This is a genomic window from Micromonospora sp. ATLC16 (genome assembly GCF_057196645.1).
Genome location: NZ_JBXUOW010000035.1, coordinates 44,600 through 60,764 on the forward strand (window position 1 = coordinate 44,600; position 16,165 = coordinate 60,764).

General features: G+C 70.6%; 16 protein-coding genes and 3 tRNA genes. 4 read left to right on the forward strand and 15 right to left on the reverse strand.

Annotated features, from left to right (window positions below; translation table 11 throughout):
* Nucleotide 1: 1 nt before the first annotated feature.
* Complete coding sequence (locus AC2CHE_RS16580; RefSeq protein WP_484505779.1) at nucleotides 2–298, reverse strand: hypothetical protein; 297 nt, start codon at nucleotides 296–298, stop codon at nucleotides 2–4.
* A 194-nt stretch (nucleotides 299–492) separates the two neighbouring features.
* Between AC2CHE_RS16580 and AC2CHE_RS16585 the strand changes: the two genes are divergently transcribed.
* Complete coding sequence (locus AC2CHE_RS16585; RefSeq protein ID WP_484505780.1) at nucleotides 493–1,434, forward strand: 3-hydroxyacyl-CoA dehydrogenase family protein; 942 nt, start codon at nucleotides 493–495, stop codon at nucleotides 1,432–1,434.
* A complete protein-coding gene (locus tag AC2CHE_RS16590; RefSeq protein ID WP_484505781.1) occupies nucleotides 1,431–2,174 on the forward strand; it encodes an enoyl-CoA hydratase/isomerase family protein in 744 nt (247 codons plus the stop codon). The genes AC2CHE_RS16585 and AC2CHE_RS16590 overlap by 4 nt, the downstream gene beginning before the upstream one ends.
* 60 nt (nucleotides 2,175–2,234) lie before the next feature.
* Here the strand turns inward: AC2CHE_RS16590 and AC2CHE_RS16595 are convergent, their stop codons facing one another.
* Nucleotides 2,235–3,593: an ABC transporter substrate-binding protein gene (locus AC2CHE_RS16595; protein ID WP_484505782.1), complete on the reverse strand. Its 1,359-nt coding sequence runs from the start codon at nucleotides 3,591–3,593 to the stop codon at nucleotides 2,235–2,237.
* Nucleotides 3,594–3,747: 154 nt separating this feature from the next.
* On the opposite strand from AC2CHE_RS16595, the gene AC2CHE_RS16600 reads away from it, so the two are divergent.
* Complete coding sequence (locus AC2CHE_RS16600; protein WP_484505783.1) at nucleotides 3,748–4,137, forward strand: hypothetical protein; 390 nt, start codon at nucleotides 3,748–3,750, stop codon at nucleotides 4,135–4,137.
* Between the two features lie 34 nt (nucleotides 4,138–4,171).
* Here AC2CHE_RS16600 and AC2CHE_RS16605 read toward each other — a convergent pair whose 3' ends face one another.
* The 11 genes from AC2CHE_RS16605 to hemL all read right to left on the reverse strand — a co-directional run bounded on the left by AC2CHE_RS16605 (nucleotide 4,172) and on the right by hemL (nucleotide 12,428).
* Nucleotides 4,172–4,684 carry an SRPBCC family protein gene (locus AC2CHE_RS16605; protein ID WP_484505784.1) on the reverse strand — a complete coding sequence of 171 codons (513 nt, stop codon included), beginning with the start codon at nucleotides 4,682–4,684 and terminating at the stop codon, nucleotides 4,172–4,174.
* A gap of 253 nt (nucleotides 4,685–4,937) precedes the next feature.
* A tRNA-Phe gene (locus AC2CHE_RS16610) sits at nucleotides 4,938–5,011 on the reverse strand.
* Nucleotides 5,012–5,114: 103 nt separating this feature from the next.
* A tRNA-Asp gene (locus tag AC2CHE_RS16615) sits at nucleotides 5,115–5,188 on the reverse strand.
* A gap of 33 nt (nucleotides 5,189–5,221) precedes the next feature.
* A tRNA-Glu gene (locus AC2CHE_RS16620) sits at nucleotides 5,222–5,294 on the reverse strand.
* Between the two features lie 154 nt (nucleotides 5,295–5,448).
* Nucleotides 5,449–6,255, reverse strand: a complete 807-nt coding sequence (locus AC2CHE_RS16625) for a polysaccharide deacetylase family protein (protein WP_484505785.1) — start codon at nucleotides 6,253–6,255, stop codon at nucleotides 5,449–5,451.
* Between the two features lie 78 nt (nucleotides 6,256–6,333).
* On the reverse strand, nucleotides 6,334–7,317 hold the full coding sequence (ccsB, locus tag AC2CHE_RS16630) for a c-type cytochrome biogenesis protein CcsB (RefSeq protein ID WP_484505786.1): 984 nt from the start codon (nucleotides 7,315–7,317) through the stop codon (nucleotides 6,334–6,336).
* Nucleotides 7,317–8,963 (reverse strand): cytochrome c biogenesis protein ResB, encoded by a 1,647-nt coding sequence (locus tag AC2CHE_RS16635; RefSeq protein WP_484505787.1) that lies wholly within the window; start codon nucleotides 8,961–8,963, stop codon nucleotides 7,317–7,319. The genes ccsB and AC2CHE_RS16635 overlap by 1 nt, the downstream gene beginning before the upstream one ends.
* A complete protein-coding gene (locus tag AC2CHE_RS16640; RefSeq protein ID WP_484505788.1) occupies nucleotides 8,963–9,802 on the reverse strand; it encodes a cytochrome c biogenesis CcdA family protein in 840 nt (279 codons plus the stop codon). The genes AC2CHE_RS16635 and AC2CHE_RS16640 overlap by 1 nt, the downstream gene beginning before the upstream one ends.
* Nucleotides 9,802–10,377, reverse strand: a complete 576-nt coding sequence (locus AC2CHE_RS16645; protein WP_484505789.1) for a TlpA family protein disulfide reductase — start codon at nucleotides 10,375–10,377, stop codon at nucleotides 9,802–9,804. Before AC2CHE_RS16645 ends, AC2CHE_RS16640 begins: the two co-directional genes overlap by 1 nt.
* 1 nt (nucleotide 10,378) lies before the next feature.
* Entirely contained in the window at nucleotides 10,379–11,026 is a 648-nt protein-coding gene (locus AC2CHE_RS16650) for a histidine phosphatase family protein (RefSeq protein WP_484505790.1), read from the reverse strand.
* A gap of 64 nt (nucleotides 11,027–11,090) precedes the next feature.
* Complete coding sequence (hemL, locus tag AC2CHE_RS16655; RefSeq protein ID WP_484505791.1) at nucleotides 11,091–12,428, reverse strand: glutamate-1-semialdehyde 2,1-aminomutase; 1,338 nt, start codon at nucleotides 12,426–12,428, stop codon at nucleotides 11,091–11,093.
* A gap of 140 nt (nucleotides 12,429–12,568) precedes the next feature.
* Between hemL and AC2CHE_RS16660 the strand changes: the two genes are divergently transcribed.
* Complete coding sequence (locus AC2CHE_RS16660; RefSeq protein ID WP_484505792.1) at nucleotides 12,569–12,904, forward strand: STAS domain-containing protein; 336 nt, start codon at nucleotides 12,569–12,571, stop codon at nucleotides 12,902–12,904.
* A gap of 120 nt (nucleotides 12,905–13,024) precedes the next feature.
* On the opposite strand, the gene AC2CHE_RS16665 is transcribed toward AC2CHE_RS16660, so the two are convergent.
* Both AC2CHE_RS16665 and AC2CHE_RS16670 read right to left on the reverse strand, forming a co-directional pair.
* The gene (locus AC2CHE_RS16665) at nucleotides 13,025–13,585 is read right to left on the reverse strand and encodes a response regulator (RefSeq protein WP_484505793.1); all 561 of its coding nucleotides are present in this window, start codon (nucleotides 13,583–13,585) and stop codon (nucleotides 13,025–13,027) included.
* Nucleotides 13,582–16,165, reverse strand: a 2,584-nt coding sequence (locus tag AC2CHE_RS16670) for a hybrid sensor histidine kinase/response regulator (RefSeq protein ID WP_484505794.1), incomplete at its 5' end; no start/stop codon positions are given. The genes AC2CHE_RS16670 and AC2CHE_RS16665, both read right to left, overlap by 4 nt.

Sequence of the window (16,165 nt, forward strand, 5' to 3'; positions counted from 1 at the left end):
CTCAGACCTGGACGGTCGGCGGAAGCTGCTCCGGGGGGAGCCCTCCGTCACCGTCGACCACCTCGTCGGGCTGGCCGTCCTCGTCGATGTCGACCATCGTGACGTCCACCTTGCCGTCCCCGTCGGTGTCGAACTGGAACAGGTCGGCCTTCCCGTCCCCGTCGGTGTCGACCACCCACACGTCGGTGCGGCCGTCGTTGTTGGTGTCGGCACGCAGCAGCTCGACGCGCTCGTCGCCGCGCGTCTCGACGGTCCCCTCGGCGCCCGCGCCGTCCATGGTCTCCGGTGCCTGGCTCATCTGCTAGTCCTTCCCTCGGTTGTCGGCGATCTGTACCCGATCCCGCCCGCCCCCACGCATGCCACCGATGCCGGCGCTGCATAGGGTCGCAGCATGACTGAGCGGAGCGTACGGGCTGACCCCCGGCGTGGCGGCGACCTCGCGCGCCGCAGGCGTAAGCCGGGGACCGATTCTCACGGTGCGGTGGTGTCGCGATGACTGAACGGTTCGTGGTGGTGGGTGCCGGCACGATGGGTCTCGGCATCGCGTACGTGGCGGCGGGCAGCGGGCACACCGTAGAGCTGGTCGAGGTGGACCGGGAGCGCGGTGCCGCGGCGGTGCGGCGGCTCACCGAACTCGGGGAGCGGGCCGTTCGGCGCGGCAGACTCAGCGCCGGGCAGGCCGCTGCCGACCGGGAACGGATCACCCTGCGGGCGGGACTCGCCGAGGTCGCACCGGCACCGGACGTGATCGTGGAGGCGGTGCCGGAACGGGCCGAGCTCAAGCGGGCCGTGCTCGCCGAGGCGGAGGCGCTGCACCCGGCCCTGCTGGGCAGCAACACCTCCAGTATTCCGATCGCCGACCTTGCGGCGGAGTTGACCCGGCCGGAGCGTTTCTGCGGGCTGCACTTCTTCAACCCGGTCTGGGCGATGGCGCTGCTGGAGATCGTGGTCGGGCCGGCCACCGCCCCGGAGACCACGGACGCGGCCGTCACGCTCGCCGGGCGACTGGGCAAGGACCCGGTCGTGGTACGCGACATGCCGGGCTTCGCCACGTCACGGCTCGGCGTGAGCCTCGGGCTGGAGGCGATTCGGATGGTCGCCGACGGGGTGGCCAACCCCGCCGACATCGACAAGGCGATGGTGCTCGGCTACCGACACCCGGTCGGGCCGCTGGAACTGACCGACCTGGTCGGTCTGGACGTGCGCCTGGACATAGCGCGGACGTTGCAGGCCGCATACGGCGATCGGTTCGCACCACCGCCGCTGCTGGTGGAGCTGGTCGCCGCCGGCCGGTTGGGCAAGAAGTCCGGGCACGGCTTCTACCGGTGGACCGACGGGGTGCGCTCGGCCGGCAGCGAACTCTTCGAGGCTGTCGGCGTTGCTCCGGCGGGATCGATCCCGGGCGGTGCGGACTCGCCGGAGGCGGCACGATGAGCGGACTGCGGGTCGAGGAGCAGCCGGACCGACTGGTGGTCACGCTGGACCGGCCGGAGAAGCGCAACGCCATCGACGCCGACCTGATCGCGGCCCTGCACCAAATCTGCGCCGAGTTGGAGGCACGCCCTCGGATGCTGCTGCTGACCGGCGGCACCGACGGGATCTTCGCCGGCGGGGCGGACATCGCCCAGCTGCGGGAGCGGGGCCGACTGGACGCGCTGGCCGCGATCAACTCGGCGGCCTTCGCCCGGATCCGGGCGCTGCCGATGCCGACCGTGGCGGCGATCGACGGCCCGGCCCTCGGCGGCGGCGCGGAGCTGGCGTACGCCTGCGATCTTCGGGTCTGCTCCGAGCGGGCCGTCTTCGGCCAGCCGGAGGTGCGGCTCGGCATTCTGGCCGGTGCCGGCGCCACCCACCGGTTGCCGGCGCTGGTGGGCGAGGCGCTGGCCAAGGAGCTGTTGTTCACCGGCCGGCGGGTGGACGCGGCGGAGGCGCTGCGCATCGGCCTGGTGAACCGGGTGGTGGCCACGCCGGACGAGCTGCTGCCGGCGGCCCACGGGCTGATCGACGAGATGGCCAAGGGTTCGGCGTTGGCGCTGCGGTTGACCAAGCTCGCCGTCGACGCCCCGGCCGCCGCGCATCCACAGCTGGACCTGGTCAGCCAGGCGGTGCTCTTCACCGACGAGGAGAAGCAGCGCCGGATGACGGAGTTCCTGGAACGGCGGCGCGGACGCTGACACCCCCGCAAGCAGCGACGGCCGCACCGCGATCCGGTGCGGCCGTCGGCGTCGGCTGGATCAGGAGGCCAGCGCGGCCAGCGGTACGTCGGCGTCGGCGAGCGCCCGGATCACCGCAGCCGACTCGCTGAAGCCGATGATCAGCACCGCGTCGGCCCCGAACTGCTTGATCTGCTTGGCGCCCTCACCGAAGTTGATCGGGGCGGCCTCGGCGCCCTCTCCCGGCTCGTAGCCGAGCAGCTTCACCGTGTCGCCGCCGAAACCGGCCCGCTCCAGCTCGGCCCGGACGACCTCCTGGAGCCCTTTGCCGTAGGAGTCCTCACGCGCCACGATAGCGATCTTCTGCGGGCCGTCCCGGAGGATCACGTCGGCCAGCGCCCGCCCCTGGAGGCTGTCCGGCGGGGCAGTGCGGAAGTAGAGGCCCTTGTCGTCGGCGTTGGTGAGGTCCGCCGCCGTGTTCGACGGGGAGAAGAGGATCAGACCGGCGTCCACCACGTCGGGCAGCACGGCCGCGGAGATCCCGGAGCCACCGGCACCGATGATCACGTGTACGCCGGCGTCGATGTGGCTGGCCACGGTCGCCTTGGCCACGGTCGGGCTGGTGCCGTCGTCCCCGTCGATCCAGACCACGTCCTTGCCGAGCACCCCACCGGCCGCGTTGATCTCCTTGAGGGCCAGCGCCGCACCGGCCGCCATCGGCGGGTTGGCGATGGCCAGATCACCAGTCTTGGGGAGCAGGCCACCCAGGACCAGCGGGGCGCCGCTGCTCGGCCCGGGGAGGCTGCCGCTCTGCCGCTTCGCCTTCGGCGGGGATTTCTTGCTGGCCGTCGACTCGTCACCGGCGCCGACGAACTCCGTCTTGGCGTCGTTGAGCTGTTGACCGTCGAAGTGCAGGGTGGCGTAACTGGCGGTGGCCGGCTCGCCCGCGTCCGTGAAGCCGGCTCGGGTGATCGACACGCTGCGGTATTCGATGTCAGTGCCCTGGCGAGCCAGTTTGAGACACTGACTGGCCGTGGCGCAGTTGGTGCCGTTGTTCGTGACGCCCACGATCTGCTTGGCGATGTCCGCGGGGTCGGTCGACCCGGCGAGCTGCGCCGCCAGTGCGCTGATCAGCACCGCGTCGTACGCCTCGGCGGAGTAGAGGTAATCGGTCAACCTCGGGTCCACGGACCGTAGCCGGTTCTTGAAGTCGTCCGGCAGTGGCGTGAGCGGGGTGGTGCCCTTCATCCCGTCGACCAGACCAGCGCGATCCTTCAACTCCTCCGGGTACGAGTTGAGCATGTTGCCGTCCGTGCCGTAGAGGCGCACCTGTTGGGTGGTCGCCTCCTCGGGCTGGTCTTCTCCGCAGGCACTGGTGGCGAGCAGGACCGTGGCGCAGACAGCCAGGATGGCCGTCCGCGAGCCGCGCGACATGTGCATGGTCGTCCTTCCTCGGGCGAAGGTCCGCTGCGCAGACTAGCGTGCCGTGACCGGCGGCGGGACCGTGGAGGCGGGTCTAACCGCAGGTCGCCTCCACCATGTGCGGAGAGTAACCATGGTGGGCTCCTTGACTGGCACCCGTACTGTGCGGTCCGTGACCGACTCGCCACAGCAGACGTTCGAGGACGCCGCCGCCATCCTCAGCTCGGCCCTCGACGGGGACTCCGAGGCGGTGGTGGGGACCTTCGACGCGGTGGTCGACCGGGCTGGCCTGTCCGGGGTGCACGACGTGGCGTGGTGCCTGGCCGCGACGATGGTGGGGGACCCGGTGCCGCTCGGGGCCTGCGCGCTCGACTTTCCCGGGATCGACCAGGCCGGGTACGACGCTCGGTGGGTGGCCCGCTTCGTCAGCGCGTACGCCAACGCCGACCTCGACACCGCCCGGGCGCTGCTCGGCGCGGCGGCGGCCGACGGGCTGCTGCCGGAGTGCCTGCTCACCCTGGCCGGCTCGACCGTGGCGACGCTGCGGCGTCGGGCCGCCTGACCGTTCGAGTCGGTCAACGCGCCCGACGCGGCGTTCATGCCCGCGTGTGGATCAGTGTCGTCGCGTAGCGGGAGAGCAACTCGTGCCAACCGGCGGTCAGGGCTTGTCGGTAGCCCTCCGCAGCCGTGCCGTGCCGGTCGAAGTGCCGGTGCGTCACCTCGATGAGGGTGCCGGATTCGGCGGGCGTGAAGAGCACCTCGACCTCGCTGGCCTGCGCCGGATCGGGCACCGGTGCGCGATCCGCACCGATCTGCCAGGTGAAGACCAGACGGCGGGGTGGATCCCAGGTCAGCACCCGCCCCCAGTCGTTGCGGAAGCCGTACGGCCCGACCTCGTAGAGCATCCCGCCGGGTCGGGGTTCCATGCCCAGCTCGGCCAGAACTTCCGGGCCCGACCAGGTGTACTCCATCACCCACCAGTCGGTGAGCCGACCGGTGAAGACCTCGTACGCCCGCTCCGCGGAGGCGGGTACGCGCAGGGTGTTGCGGAGCGCGAACCGCTCAAGGTCCTGCTGGATCTCGGTTGGATCGGCCATCCCCTGTCCCATGGGCCCGGACCATACCGGCTCATGCCTTGGTGCGCAGCTTCCCCCGATGTCCGTCCCGCCTGATGTCGACCGGTAGCCGGTCGGCGAAGCCCGCCCACCACGCCGCCGGCATCCCGTAGCACCGGCCAGGCCGTCCGGTTGAGGTGGAGGCATCCAAGGACGATCAACGGGCGCCAGCCCGAGGGGGCGCAAAGCAAAACGCCGACCGGCGTTTCCGCTGATCGGCGTTGCAATAGCCCGGCGAAAGGCTATGTGGCCAGGGGCGGGGTCGAACCGCCGACCTTCCGATTTTCAGTCGGACGCTCGTACCAACTGAGCTACCTGGCCGAGGTGCTCGGCTCATGCTACCCAACCTGCGGGATCGCCGCTGGGACGGGTCACATGCCCCGATACGCAGAACGCCGCGCGAGGTGCGCGGCGTCAGCGCTTGCGGTCCTGACGGGACTTGAACCCGCGACCTCCGCCTTGACAGGGCGGCGAGCACTCCAACTGCTCCACAGGACCTTGCTGGTGTTGCCTCCGGCCTGAGCCGAACCGTGCCCCCAACGGGATTCGAACCCGTGCTACCGCCTTGAAAGGGCGGCGTCCTGGGCCGCTAGACGATGAGGGCGGCCCCGCCATCATTGCACACTCGCAACGTTGAGCGGACTTGCTCCCATCCGGCCCCGCCGGAGGCTTCGAAAGCATACGTGATGGCGTACCGGTCGACCAAACCGGTATGGCGGCAGCCACAACGACCCGAAAAGCGCCAGCTCGGAGCCGGTCTAGGTGAGCCTGGCGACGCCATGGTCGCGCTTCAGGCCGGCGATCAACTTCGTGCAGGCCGCGAGGGTGGCCGAGCGGTTGCCACCCCCGTCGTGCAGCAGCACCACGGTGCCGGGACGGGCCGAACGCTTCACCCGCTTCTCGATGGTGGCCGCGGTCGGCTTGGCCCAGTCCTGTGGGTCGACGGACCAGTGCAACGAGCGCATGTCGAGCTGCCTGGCGACCTTCACCACCTCGGCGGTCCACCGGCCACCGGGCTGCCGGTAGAACGGCACCTTCGCGTCCGGCACCGCCCGCCGGATCTCCCGGTTGGTGCGTACCAGGTCGGCCCGGATCTCGGAGACCGGCCGCCGGGCCAGGTCCAGGTCGTGGTCCCAGCTGTGGTTGCAGAGCTGGTGCCCCTCCCGGACGATCCGTCGCAGCAGGCCCGGATGCTTACGGACCTGGGCACCCACCACGCAGAAGGTGGCGGTCACCTTGGCAGCCTTCAGCCGGTCGAGCACCTGAGGCGTCCAGGCCGGGTTCGGGCCGTCGTCGAAGGTGAGGGCCACCTTCTTGGTGCCGGTGGTGCGGATCAGCCCGGCCGGCAGTTTCACCGGCAGCGGCCGTAGCCGCGGCTTCGGCGGCACGGTACGGGCCGGCGACGGGGCCGGTTCCGGCGGCAGGGCGGCTGAGGGTGGCGGGGCGGCTGAGGGTGGCGGGCTGGACGGGACGGTGGCCGCCGGGGCGTCGCCACCGCCGCCGCAGCCGGCGGCGAGCAGGACGACCAGGCCGGCCAGGGACGCCAGGACGGTACGTTGACGCATCGTTCGCTCCCGAGAGGGGTTCGGGGTACGCGGACGCCCTGACGCTAGTTCACCCGACCCAGGTGGAACCACGACGGGTCAGAGGCCGCCGTAGGAGTGCAGGCCCTCGAAGAAGACGTTCACGCCGAAGAGGTTCATCAGCACGGTCAGGAAGCCGAGGATGGCCAGCCAGGTGGCCGTGCTCCGCCGCACGCTCGGCGTGGCCCGGGCATGCAGGTAGCCGGCGTACACCACCCAGGAGATGAACGCCCAGGTCTCCTTCGGGTCCCAGCCCCACGGGCGACCCCAGGCCGCCTCGGCCCAGATCGCCCCGGCGATCACCGCGAAGGTGAAGATCGGGAACGAGAAGGCATGCAGCACGAAGGTGAGCCGTTCCAGCCCGGCCGCCGCCGGCAGCCGCTTCGCCAGCGTGTACGGGAAGCTGCGCCTGCCGTTCTCGTACCCGGCCCGCATCAGGTACGCCGCCGCCGGCACCGCGCCCAGCAGGAACAGACCCGACGCGAAGACGATCGTCGACACGTGCACGACGAACCAGTACGAGTTGAGCGCCGGCACCAGCGGCACGATCGGGGTGTAGAGCACCAGCTCGGCGGTGGCCACCAGCAGCACCATCACCAGCGTCAGGAACAACCCGAGGCGGCGCAGGAACGGCCACTTCACCAGCACGACCAGCCAGGCGGCGACCCCGATGAACGAGACCGTGAGCACGAACTCGTACATGTTGCCCCACGGCATCCGGTCGGCGGCGAGGCCCCGGGTGACCAGTGCCGCGAGGTGCAGCGCGGCGGCCACGGCGGTCAGCCCGACCGCGATCCGGCCACCCAGCTCAGCGCGGCGCGCGGTGCGCTCGGCCCGACCCGGTGCCGCCGGACCCACCACAGCAGAGCCGTCCACCGCCCCGGTCGAAACCGCGCCCACCCCCGCGCCGACCAGCTCGCGGGCCGGTGCCGCGACCGCCCTGGCGCGCGAGTTGCCGAGGGCGTACTCGACGGCGTGACTGATCATCGCCAGCAGGTACGCCAGCGCGGCGATCGACACCAGCTGATCGGAGAGTGCGGACATCACTCGGCTCCTTCCCGCGCCCGGGCCGGCGCGCCCGGGTCGGTGCCGGCGTCACCGGATCGTCCACCGATCGCGGCGACCAGTTGGGCGAACTCGGCGGCGAACCCGGGGTGCTCGGTACGCGGCAGACCCGCCACCTCGACCAAACTACTACCGCCCGTCGGAGATCCACCGTCGGGGTCGCCCGGACCGGCGGGCAGCAGCCGAACGAACACCCGCCGACGCCGGACGAACAGCGAACCCATCAGCCCCAGCACCAGCCCGACCGAGCTGACCAGCAGCAGCATCGTGCCCGGGTCGTGCCGTACCGACAGCACGATGTACCGCTCGGTGCCCACGAACTCGACGGTGGTGCCGTCGTCCAGCGTCCAGCTCTCGCCGATCCGCAGCTGCTTCGCACCGATCTCGGTGAGCCGACCATTGCGTAGCTGACGCTGGTCGAGCTGGTAGAGCGAGCCGGGGATACCGGCGTCGAGCCCCAGATTGCCCCGGTACGCGACCAGGTCGAGCAGCGGATTCTGCTCGGTGGGGTGCTCGGAGCGGACGAACGGCGGCTCCTGCGGCGCGGTCGGCAGGTACAGGCCGGAGAAGGCCACCTGGAGATCCGGATTCCGCTCGCCGGTCTCCGGGTCGACGTTGGCGTCCGGGAAGGCGGCCAGGCCCTCCCCGGTCAGCCCGATGTCGCCGGTGGTCAGGAACGGCACCGGGCTGGTCTGGGTCCTACCGAACCGGTCGGTGTACCGGATCACCGGGGCGTAGCCGTGTCCGAGCAGGTAGACGTTCGCATCGTCGAGGCGCAACGGTGCGTTGACCGAGAACTCGGCCTGACGCGGAGCGCCGCCGTCCTCGTCGACGGTCACCTTCGCGCTGAAGGAGGACGCCTGGCCGTTTGGCAGGAACTGCCCGTCGAACTCGTCCAGTTGCATGCAGAACCGGGGCAGGTCGTCACCGACGCGCGGGCCGAGCTTCGCCTCGGCGTACTGCTGGCGGGTGTTGCAGAACACCTGGTCGGCACCGGCGACGAGCAGCCGGTTGCCGTGCCAGCCGTACCAGGAGCCGAGCGCGACACCGACCAGCATCAGCACTATCGAGGTGTGGAAGATCAGGTTGCCGGTCTCTTTCAGGTAGCCCTTCTCGGCGGAGACCTCGTCACCGCGTACCACCACCCGCCACCGCCGTCGCCGCAGGGCCTCCGCGACCACCGCCGCGCCGCCCTCGGGCGCGGGCACCACCGTGTGCTGCGGCAGCCGCTCCAACCGCTTCGGTACGGCCGGCGGACGGACCCGCAGCGCCCGGGCGTGGTCGCGCAGCCGGGGCGTGATGCACCCGATCAGCGACGCGAACAGCAGCAGGTAGATGGCGGAGAACCAGACCGAGCTGAACGCCTCGAACGCGCCCACCCGGTCGAGCAGCGGGGCCAGGTCCGGGTTGGCGGTGTAGAAGTCGCGTACGTCCTCCGGGTTGACCCCACGCTGCGGCAGCACCGACCCGGGGATCGCCGCGACCGCGAGCAGGAAGAGCAGCACCAGCGCGGTACGCATGCTGGTCAGCTGCCGCCACGAGTTGCGCAGCAGCGCGAGCAGCGGGTTGCGGCGGCGGCGGGGCGCTTCGGCCGGTGTGGCGGGACGGTCGTCGACGGCGGTCATCAGATGCCCACCTCGAAGCTGCCCACCCCGACGGTGGTCTGCAACCAGATCACGACGTTGGTCCAGCCGCCGCTGACCAATGCCAGCCCGATCAGGATCAGCAACGCCCCGCCGATCCGGGTGACCCAGCGGCTGTGCCGGCGTACCGTGCGGAACACCCCGAGCAACCGGTTGAAGCCCAGCCCGAAGATGACGAACGGCAGGCCCAGCCCGAGGCAGTACGCCACGGCCAGCACCACCGCCCGGTCGGTCTGCCCGCTGGTGGTCGCCATGCCGAGCACCGCGGCCAGCGTGGGCCCGGTGCAGGGAACCCAGCTCAGCGCGAACACGGCACCGAGCACGGGCGCGCCGAACAGGCCGGCGGCGGGCAGCCGGTTGATCCGGAACTCGCGCTGGAACCCGGGCAGCGCACCGAGGTAGCCCAGACCGAGCACGACGATGAGCCCGCCGACGATGATCTCCAGCGTCCGTTCGTGGTCGAAGAAGACCCGACCGACGCCGCTGAACAGGACCGCGGTGGCGGTGAACACGACGGTGAAGCCGGCGATGAACAGCAGCGTCCCGGCCAGCACCCGACCCTTCACCGCCGGGGCGACCCGGGCGCGCTCCCGCACGGCGGTGCCGACGCCGCCACCGTCGCCCGGTGTCCCGTCCACGGCGGGCGACTCGTGACGGCCTTCGAGGTCCGAGCCGGCCAGCCCGGTGACGTAGGAGAGGTAGCCGGGCATCAGCGGCAGCACGCACGGGGACAGGAAGCTGACCAGACCGGCCAGCGCCGCAGCGCCCAACGCCAGCAGCAACGGGCCGGACTCGGCGAGCTGACCGAATGTCCCGCCCATCAGCGCTGACCGGCCGGCGCGGGCGCCTCGGCGGCGATCCGCTCGACGATCGGTTGCAGCCCCTCCTGCCGGACCGCCGCCCGGACGACCGTGGCGATCCGTCCCTTCCGGTCCAGCACGATGGTGGCCGGAATGGTGTTCGGCGGGATGTCCATGTCCAGGGCGAGCCGGCTGCCCGGGTCGAAGATGCTCGGATAGCTGACCCGGCCCTCCTCGAAGGCGACCGCCTTGTCCCGGCTGTCCTGCACGTTGATGCCGAGGAAGGTCACCCCGGAGTCCTTCGTCGCCTGGTAGGTGTTCTCCAGGTCGTCGGCCTCGGCCCGGCAGGGCGCACACCAGGAGCCCCAGAAGTTGACCACCAGGACCTTGCCCCGCTGGTCGGCCACGTCGTAAGACCCGCCGGCCAGCAGCTCACCGGCGATCTTCGGGGCGGCGGAGCGCTGCTCCGGGGCGCACTCGACGATGCCGCCAGCGCTGTCGCAGTCGGATTCCCGGCCGTCGCCCGTACAGCCGCTCAGGAGCACCGCGGTGGTCGCGGCGGCGAGCAGGCCGGCAGCCAGCCTCCGGACCCCCATCTCAGGCCCCCTTTGCCGTCCGCGCGGTCGGCGACATCGCCACCAGGTGCGCGGCCGGCTCGGAGTAACCGATGCCGACGATCTTGGCACCGTCGAAGTGGAAGGTGGTGAGCGAGGCCAGCGCACACTGCCGGCGACGCGGGTCGTGCCACAGCCGCTTGCGCTCCACGTAGCGGCGCAGCGTCCAGATCGGCAGCTGGTGCGAGACCAGGACGGCCTCCCGGCCCTCGGCGGCGATCCGGGCGGCGTGCAGTGCGCCGAACATCCGCTCGGCGATGGCCCGGTACGCCTCGCCCCAGGACGGGGTCACCGGATCACGCAGCACCCACCAGTTACGCGGGTCGCGGAAGGAGCCGTCGCCGGGCGAGACCTTCTTGCCCTCGAACCAGTTGGCGCTCTCGATCAGCCGCTCGTCCACCCCGACGGGCAACCGGAACTGGGCGGCGATCGGCTCGGCGGTCTGCTGGGCACGTTCCAGCGGACTGGCCGCCACGTGCACGACCTCGTGTTCGGCGAGCCCCTGCGCGGCGGCCTTGGCCATCTGGACGCCCAGTTCGCTGAGGCGGAAACCCGGCAGGCGGCCGTAGAGGATGCCGTTCGGGTTGTACACCTCGCCGTGCCGGAGCACGTGCACAACCGTTTTGCTCACCGCTGTGCCCCCCTTGTTCGCGACTGCGGGGCTCGCAAACCCGGCTCACTCCTCACGCCCACCGCTACCCCCCGTGACCTGCCGCTGCCGCCGCGTTGGCCGCCGTCGGCAGCGCGCCGGCGATCTGTTCCAGGGCGGCATCGTCGATCGCCGCCGAGACGAACCAGGACTCGAACGCGCTCGGCGGCAGATAGACCCCGGCGGCGAGCATCGCGTGGAAGAACGCCTTGAACGCCGGCACCTGCTGGGTGCGGGCGCTGTCGTAGTCGACCACGTCGGCGTCGGTGAAGAAGATCGAGAACATGTTGCCGGCGTACGACAGCCGGTGCGGGACCCCGGCGGCGGCCAGCGCGTCTGCGGCGAGCCTGCCCACCACGGCGGCGGTGTCGTCCAACCGGCGGTAGAGCGCGTCGTCGGCGAGCCGCAGCGTGGTCAGCCCGGCCGCGCAGGCGAGCGGGTTCCCGGAGAGGGTGCCGGCCTGGTAGACGGGGCCGGCGGGCGCCAGTCGCGACATGATCTCCGCGCGCCCGCCGAACGCCGCGGCGGGCAGCCCACCACCCATGACCTTGCCGTACGTCCACAGGTCCGCCTCGACCGGGTCGAGGCCGTGCCAGCCGGCGCGGGAGACCCGGAACCCGGTCATCACCTCGTCGACGATCAGCAGTGCGCCGTGCGCGTGCGCGATCCGGGCCAACTGGGCGTTGAACCCGTCACGGGGGGCGACCACACCCATGTTGCCGGGTGCGGCCTCGGTGATCACCGCAGCGATGTGCTGGCCCTCGGCGGCGAAGGCGGCCTCGACGGCGGTCACGTCGTTGTACGGCAGCACGATCGTCTCGCTGGCCGCCGCGCCGGTGACCCCCGGTGAATCGGGCAGGCCGAGCGTGGCCACACCGGAGCCGGCGGCGGCCAGCAGCGCGTCGACGTGCCCGTGGTAGCAGCCAGCGAACTTGATGATCTTTGAGCGGCCGGTGTACCCGCGCGCCAGGCGGATCGCCGACATGGTCGCCTCGGTGCCCGAGTTGACCAGCCGGATCTGCTCGACCGGGGTACGCGCGACGATCTCGTCGGCCAGTTCGACCTCGCCGGGCGTGGGCGTACCGAAACTGGTGCCATGCGCGGCGGCCGCCTGCACGGCCGCGACCACCTCGGGGTGGGCGTGGCCCAGAATCAGCGGACCCCAGGAGCAGACCAGGTCGACGTAACGGCGACCGTCCGCGTCGTGGAGCCAGGGTCCCTCACCGCGGACCATGAAGCGTGGTGTGCCGCCGACCGCCCGGAAGGCGCGCACAGGGGAGTTGACCCCGCCCGGCACGATGGCGCAGGCGCGGTCGAACAGGGCCGCTGAGGCCGGCGCGTCGACCGGGTAGCGGTCGGATCCGGCGGTAAACACCTCGGTCACGATGCCGCCATTGTGTCAGCGCCCGGCGACGGATCGGCAGCCACCCCGCCCAGGGGTTACCGGGCTCACCCCCGGCACGCTGCGCGGGGACGGCACGCCCTCGACAGGCCGGTCGACGGAGATCGCGATAGGCTGACCCGGTGGATCGTGCCGAACTGTCCATCACCGTACACCGAACGGGCGACGAAGCAGTCCTCCGCCTTGCCGGTGAGATCGACATGCAAACGGCCGCCCAGCTATCGACTGTCGTCAACGAGGTTCTCACCGAGCCCCCGCCCCGGATCGTCCTCGACCTCGGCGGCGTGACGTTCTGCGACTCGCAGGGCCTGGGCACCCTGGTCGTCCTCAGCCGCAAGGCCAGCCACGCCCAGTCCCTGCTCGTGCTGACAAACGTCGGCGACTTCCTGCTCCGCGTCCTGGACATCACCGGCCTACGCAGCGCCCTGATGGTCCGCAACGACACCCCCACCCCCTAACCCCCCCACCCTCGCCAAGCGCGTTGATCATGAGGTTAGCGGCGATTTTGATCTTCAAATCTGCCGCTAACCTCATGATCAACGGGGAGGGTTTGGTGGGTGGGTGGGTGGGGGTGGGGGTCAGTCGGGGGTGGTGCCCCAGCGGGCTTGTTCGAGGAGAGCTACGGCGCGGGCGTGGGCTTCGGGATCGTCGGTGTTGCGGAGCAGGGTGGTGGCCTCGTCGACGGCATCGGTCAGCATCCGCCACTGGGCGTCGCGCTCGCGGACCATCTCGGACTGCGCGGCCAGTTGGCGGGTCTTGGTCCACAGCTCGACGAAGACGCAGACCTTGGCCCGCAACACCCAGGGGTCGAACGGCTTGGTGAGGTAGTCCACCGCACCCGCCGCGTAGCCCCGTAACGCCAGTTGGGCGTCCCGGTCGGCAGCGGTCAGGAAGATGATCGGGACGTGCCGGGTACGCTCCCGCCGCTTGATGTGACTCGCCGTCTCGAACCCGTCCATGCCCGGCATCTGGGCGTCCAGCAGGATCACCGCGAAGTCGTCCACCAGCAACTGCTTCAGCGCCGCCTCACCGCTCTCCACGGCGACCGACTGCACCGGCAGCCCCTGGAGGATCGCCTCCAGGGCCATCAGGTTCTCCCGGCGATCATCGACCAGCAGCGCCTTCGCCACCTGCGTCACGAGCCCTCCTCGGTACGGCTGCCACTGATCCAGCTACCCATCAGCTCGATCAGCTGGTCCAGATCGACCGGCTTGGTGATGTAGTCGCTGGCTCCGGCCGCGATCGCGGACTCCCGATCCCCTGGCATGGCCTTCGCGGTCAGGAACACGATCGGCAGGTCCGCGAACCGGTGATTACGCCTGATCTGCCGGGTTGTCTCGTATCCGTCCTGATCGGGCATCATCGCATCCATCAGGACGATATCGACTTCCGGGTGTTCGGCCAACAGGCGAACCCCGTCGGCGCCGTTGTCGGCGTACAGCACCGTCATGCCGTGCAGTTCGAGCGCGCTGGTCAGCGCGAAAACGTTCCGCACGTCGTCGTCCACGATCAGCACGGTGGCGCCGTCCAGCTGACGGGTCTTCGGCGCCTCGGGCGCCTCCGACAGCAGCTCCATCGGGGGCATCAACAACGACGACGGCAAACCCGCCCGCTGCGGTGACGGTGGCGCGGGTGCCACCACCGCGTCCGGCGCCAATACGTCCGGCAGGTAGAGCGTGAACGTCGAGCCCTGGCCGGGCGCCGAGGCGACAGTGATCGTGCCTCCGATCAGCCGAGCCAGGTCACGGCTGATCGACAGGCCCAGCCCGGTGCCGCCGTACCGGCGACTGGTGGTCCCGTCCGCCTGCTGGAACGCCTCGAAGATCAGCGACAGCTTGTCGTCGGAGATCCCGATCCCGGTGTCGATCACGGTGAAGGCGATCACCTGCCGGGCGTTGGTCAGCGCCGGCACGTCGAACACCGCGTGCTCCGGCGCCCGGGAGATGCGCAGGGTCACCGCCCCGTTGTCGGTGAACTTGACCGCGTTCGACAGCAGGTTGCGCAGCACCTGCTGAAGCCGCTGCGCGTCGGTCACCACGGCCGGCGGCAGGTCCTTGCCGATGCGTACCTGGAAGTCCAGGCCCTTCTCCTCGGCCTGCGGGGCGAACGCCTGTCCCACGTAGTTGCAGACCTCGGTGAACCGGACCTCGGTCGGTTCGACGTCCATCCGCCCGGCTTCGATCTTGGAGAGGTCCAGGATGTCGTCGATCAGGCGCAGCAGGTCCGACCCGGAGCCGTGAATCGTCCGGGCGAACTCGATCTGCTTCGGCGTGAGGTTCTGCTCGGAGTTCTCCATCAGCAGCCGGGCCAGCAGCAGCAGCGAGTTCAACGGCGTACGCAGCTCGTGGCTCATGTTCGCCAGGAACTCCGACTTGTACGCCGAGGCCCGGGTGAGCTGCTGCGCCTTGTCCTCCAGGCCCAGCCGGGCCAGCTCGATCTCCCGGTTCTGGGTCTCGATGTTCGCCTTCTGCTCCGACAGCAGCTTGGCCTTGTCCTCCAGTTCGGCGTTGGTCCGCTGCAACTCCGCCGACTGTTCCTGCAATTCGTGCGCCAGCCGCTGCGACTGGGCGAGCAACTCCTCCGTACGCCGGTTCGCCTGGATGGTGTTGACCGCGATGCCGATGGTGGAAACCAGCCGCTCCAGGAACGACAGGTGCAGCTCGGAGAAGGGTGTGACGGTGGCGAACTCGATCACGCCGAGCAGCTCGCCCTCGAACAGGACCGGCAGGACCACCAGGTCCGCCGGTGGCGTGTCGGCCAACCCGGAACGCAAGGTGATCCGGCCGTCCGGCACGGCGCCGACCCGGATGGTGCGCCGGGACAGCGCGGCCTGGCCGACCAGCCCCTCGCCCGGCCCGAAGGTCACGTCGTGCCCCCGGGAGACGTAGCCGTACGAGGCGGTCAACCGCAGCCGCATCACGCCCTCGGAGTTGTCCGCCAGGAAGAAGGCACCCAGCTGCGCGTCGACCAGCGGCGTGACCTCCTGCATGATCATCCGGCAGACCTCGCCGAGATCACGCTGGCCCTGGAGCAGGCCGCCGATGCGGGCGAGGTTGGAGTCGAGCCACCCCTGCTCGGCGTTCTTGTGGGTCGTCTCCCGCAGGGTGACGATCATCTGGTTGATGTTGTCCTTCAGCTCGGCGACCTCGCCCTGCGCCTTCACCGCGATCCGCTGGGTGAGGTCGCCCCGGGTAACCGAGGTCGAGACGCGGGCGATCGCCCGTAGCTGGGTGGTCAGCGTCGAGGCGAGCTGATTGACGTTCTCGGTCAGGTCGCGCCAGGTGCCGGAGACCCCCTTCACCTGGGCCTGGCCGCCCAGCTTGCCCTCGGTGCCCACCTCACGGGCCACCCGGGTCACCTCGTCGGCGAACGACGACAACTGGTCCACCATCGTGTTGACGGTGTTCTTCAGCTCCAGGATCTCGCCCTGCGCGTCAACCGTGATCTTCTGCGACAGGTCACCGTTCGCCACCGCGGTGGTGACCGAGGCGATGTTGCGCACCTGGCTGGTCAGGTTCGACGCCATCGAGTTCACGTTGTCGGTCAGATCCCGCCACGTGCCGGCGACGCCGCGCACCTGGGCCTGGCCGCCCAGCTTGCCCTCGGTACCCACCTCACGGGCCACCCGGGTCACCTCGTCGGCGAACGACGACAGCTGATCCACCATCGTGTTCACCGTCGACTTCAACTCCAGGATCTCGCCCCGGGCATCCACCGTG

Bases quoted from the DNA above. Each gene is read 5' to 3' on its own strand.
- AC2CHE_RS16585 (WP_484505780.1), top strand. From the start codon at position 493: ATGACTGAACGGTTCGTGGTGGTGGGTGCCGGCACGATGGGTCTCGGC.
- AC2CHE_RS16635 (WP_484505787.1), bottom strand. From the start codon at position 8,963: ATGACCGCCGTCGACGACCGTCCCGCCACACCGGCCGAAGCGCCCCGC.
- AC2CHE_RS16645 (WP_484505789.1), bottom strand. From the start codon at position 10,377: ATGGGGGTCCGGAGGCTGGCTGCCGGCCTGCTCGCCGCCGCGACCACC.
- AC2CHE_RS16580 (WP_484505779.1), bottom strand. From the start codon at position 298: ATGAGCCAGGCACCGGAGACCATGGACGGCGCGGGCGCCGAGGGGACC.
- AC2CHE_RS16595 (WP_484505782.1), bottom strand. From the start codon at position 3,593: ATGCACATGTCGCGCGGCTCGCGGACGGCCATCCTGGCTGTCTGCGCC.
- AC2CHE_RS16590 (WP_484505781.1), top strand. From the start codon at position 1,431: ATGAGCGGACTGCGGGTCGAGGAGCAGCCGGACCGACTGGTGGTCACG.
- AC2CHE_RS16625 (WP_484505785.1), bottom strand. From the start codon at position 6,255: ATGCGTCAACGTACCGTCCTGGCGTCCCTGGCCGGCCTGGTCGTCCTG.
- AC2CHE_RS16640 (WP_484505788.1), bottom strand. From the start codon at position 9,802: ATGGGCGGGACATTCGGTCAGCTCGCCGAGTCCGGCCCGTTGCTGCTG.
- AC2CHE_RS16605 (WP_484505784.1), bottom strand. From the start codon at position 4,684: ATGGGACAGGGGATGGCCGATCCAACCGAGATCCAGCAGGACCTTGAG.
- ccsB (WP_484505786.1), bottom strand. From the start codon at position 7,317: ATGTCCGCACTCTCCGATCAGCTGGTGTCGATCGCCGCGCTGGCGTAC.